The organism is Thermovirga sp. (assembly GCA_012523215.1).
Lineage (GTDB): Bacteria > Synergistota > Synergistia > Synergistales > Thermovirgaceae > 58-81.
Genome location: JAAYIZ010000110.1, coordinates 1 through 1,519, shown reverse-complemented (window position 1 = coordinate 1,519; position 1,519 = coordinate 1). Strand labels below are relative to the sequence as shown.

General features: G+C 63.7%; 1 protein-coding gene. It reads left to right on the top strand.

Translation table 11 applies throughout. The features are described 5' to 3' along the window. Positions 1 to 1,519: 4Fe-4S dicluster domain-containing protein (locus GX108_03185; protein NLO56047.1), on the top strand; the 1,519-nt coding region annotated here is incomplete at both ends.

Sequence of the window (1,519 nt, the reverse complement as noted above, 5' to 3'; positions counted from 1 at the left end):
GGTCCTGCCGCATGTGCGTCGTCGAGGTGGAAAAGAACCCCAAAATGCTGACGGCCTGCACCACTCCCGCCCTGGATGGCATGGTGGTGCACACCCAAACGGAGAAACTCCGGGAATACCGGAGGCAGATGCTGGGACTGATCTTCGCGGGGCGCAACCATTTCTGCATGTACTGCTCCCAGAGCGGCGACTGCGAACTCCAGGACCTGGCCATCGAACACGGGATGGACAGCGTCCGATACCCCTACCTCTACGCGGGTTTTGAAAACGACGCCACCCACAGGGACATCCAGATAGACCACAACCGCTGCATCCTGTGCCTTCGCTGCATCAGGATATGCGCCGAGAAGGTGGGGACCCACACGCTGGACCTCCAGAAGAGGGGGTGGAATGCGACGATCATCTCCGACCTGGGCCGCAGGTTGGGTGAGAGCGATACCTGTACAACTTGCGGCGCCTGCGCGCAAGTCTGCCCCACCGGTACCATCACCCTCAGGGAGTTCGCCTATCGTGGGCGAAGGAAGGATTGCGACGACGTGGTCGAGAGCGTATGCCCCCTCTGCCCGGTCGGGTGCCGCATCAAGGTCTACGTCCGGACCGGGAGCATTGCCAGGGTCGAGGGCACGGCCGTTACCGAACCCGACGGCGGCCAACTTTGCAGGAAGGGGCGATGGACCCTCCCAAGGTCCTCCGAAAGGGAGAGGATCTCCGTCCCCATGATAAGGGAGGGCTCCCACTACAGGGAGGCCAGCTGGGAGGAAGCTCTCGAACTGGTGGCCCGGAACTTCGAAAAGGCCCATGAGGCCGACAGCGACGGTGTCCTGGTGTCGAGCCTATGCACCGACGAGGAGCTGGCGCTTTTCGTCTCGCTCTTCAAGGACCGCCTGGGCATGGAGCGGCTCGACACTTTCGACGGCGACATCCTCAGGGGCTTCGTCAAGGGCTTTGAGCCCTTCAGCAGGCAGGGCGTCCGCCCCTTCACCGCCGCCCATAACATCCTGGAGAGCGATTGCCTGGTCAACCTCTCGGCCGAACCGGACGAGGAAGCCCCGGTAATAGCCAGTTACATGCGGGTGGGCGCCCTCAGGAACGGGGCCGCCCTGTTGAATATCTCCTGCAAACCCAACCCCTACGGAGACTTGACCGACATCGACGCCGTCGCCCCAACGCCGGAGCAGAGCGCGGCCTTTGTCCAGGGGCTGGCGGACCTGGTGGCAGGCTTCAAGGCTCAGGGGATCAACCCTGATGGAGCCAGCCCCGACGGCGTGGCCAAGTTGGCGGAAAAGACCGGCATCCCCGAGGAGACCATTGAAAAGATCCTCGGTCGGCTCAGGGCTTCCCGGAAACCCCTATTCCTCCTGGGCGGATGCCTCTCGACGAACCCCGGGGCCGTGACTTCGGCGGTCAACCTGGCCATAGCCTGCGGAGCCTTCTTCGACGACGGCATCGGCGTCGTTCCCCTGGTCGTGGGCGGCAACAGCCTGGGCACGGTCAACACCGTCCTCGCGAAGGAGCCCTG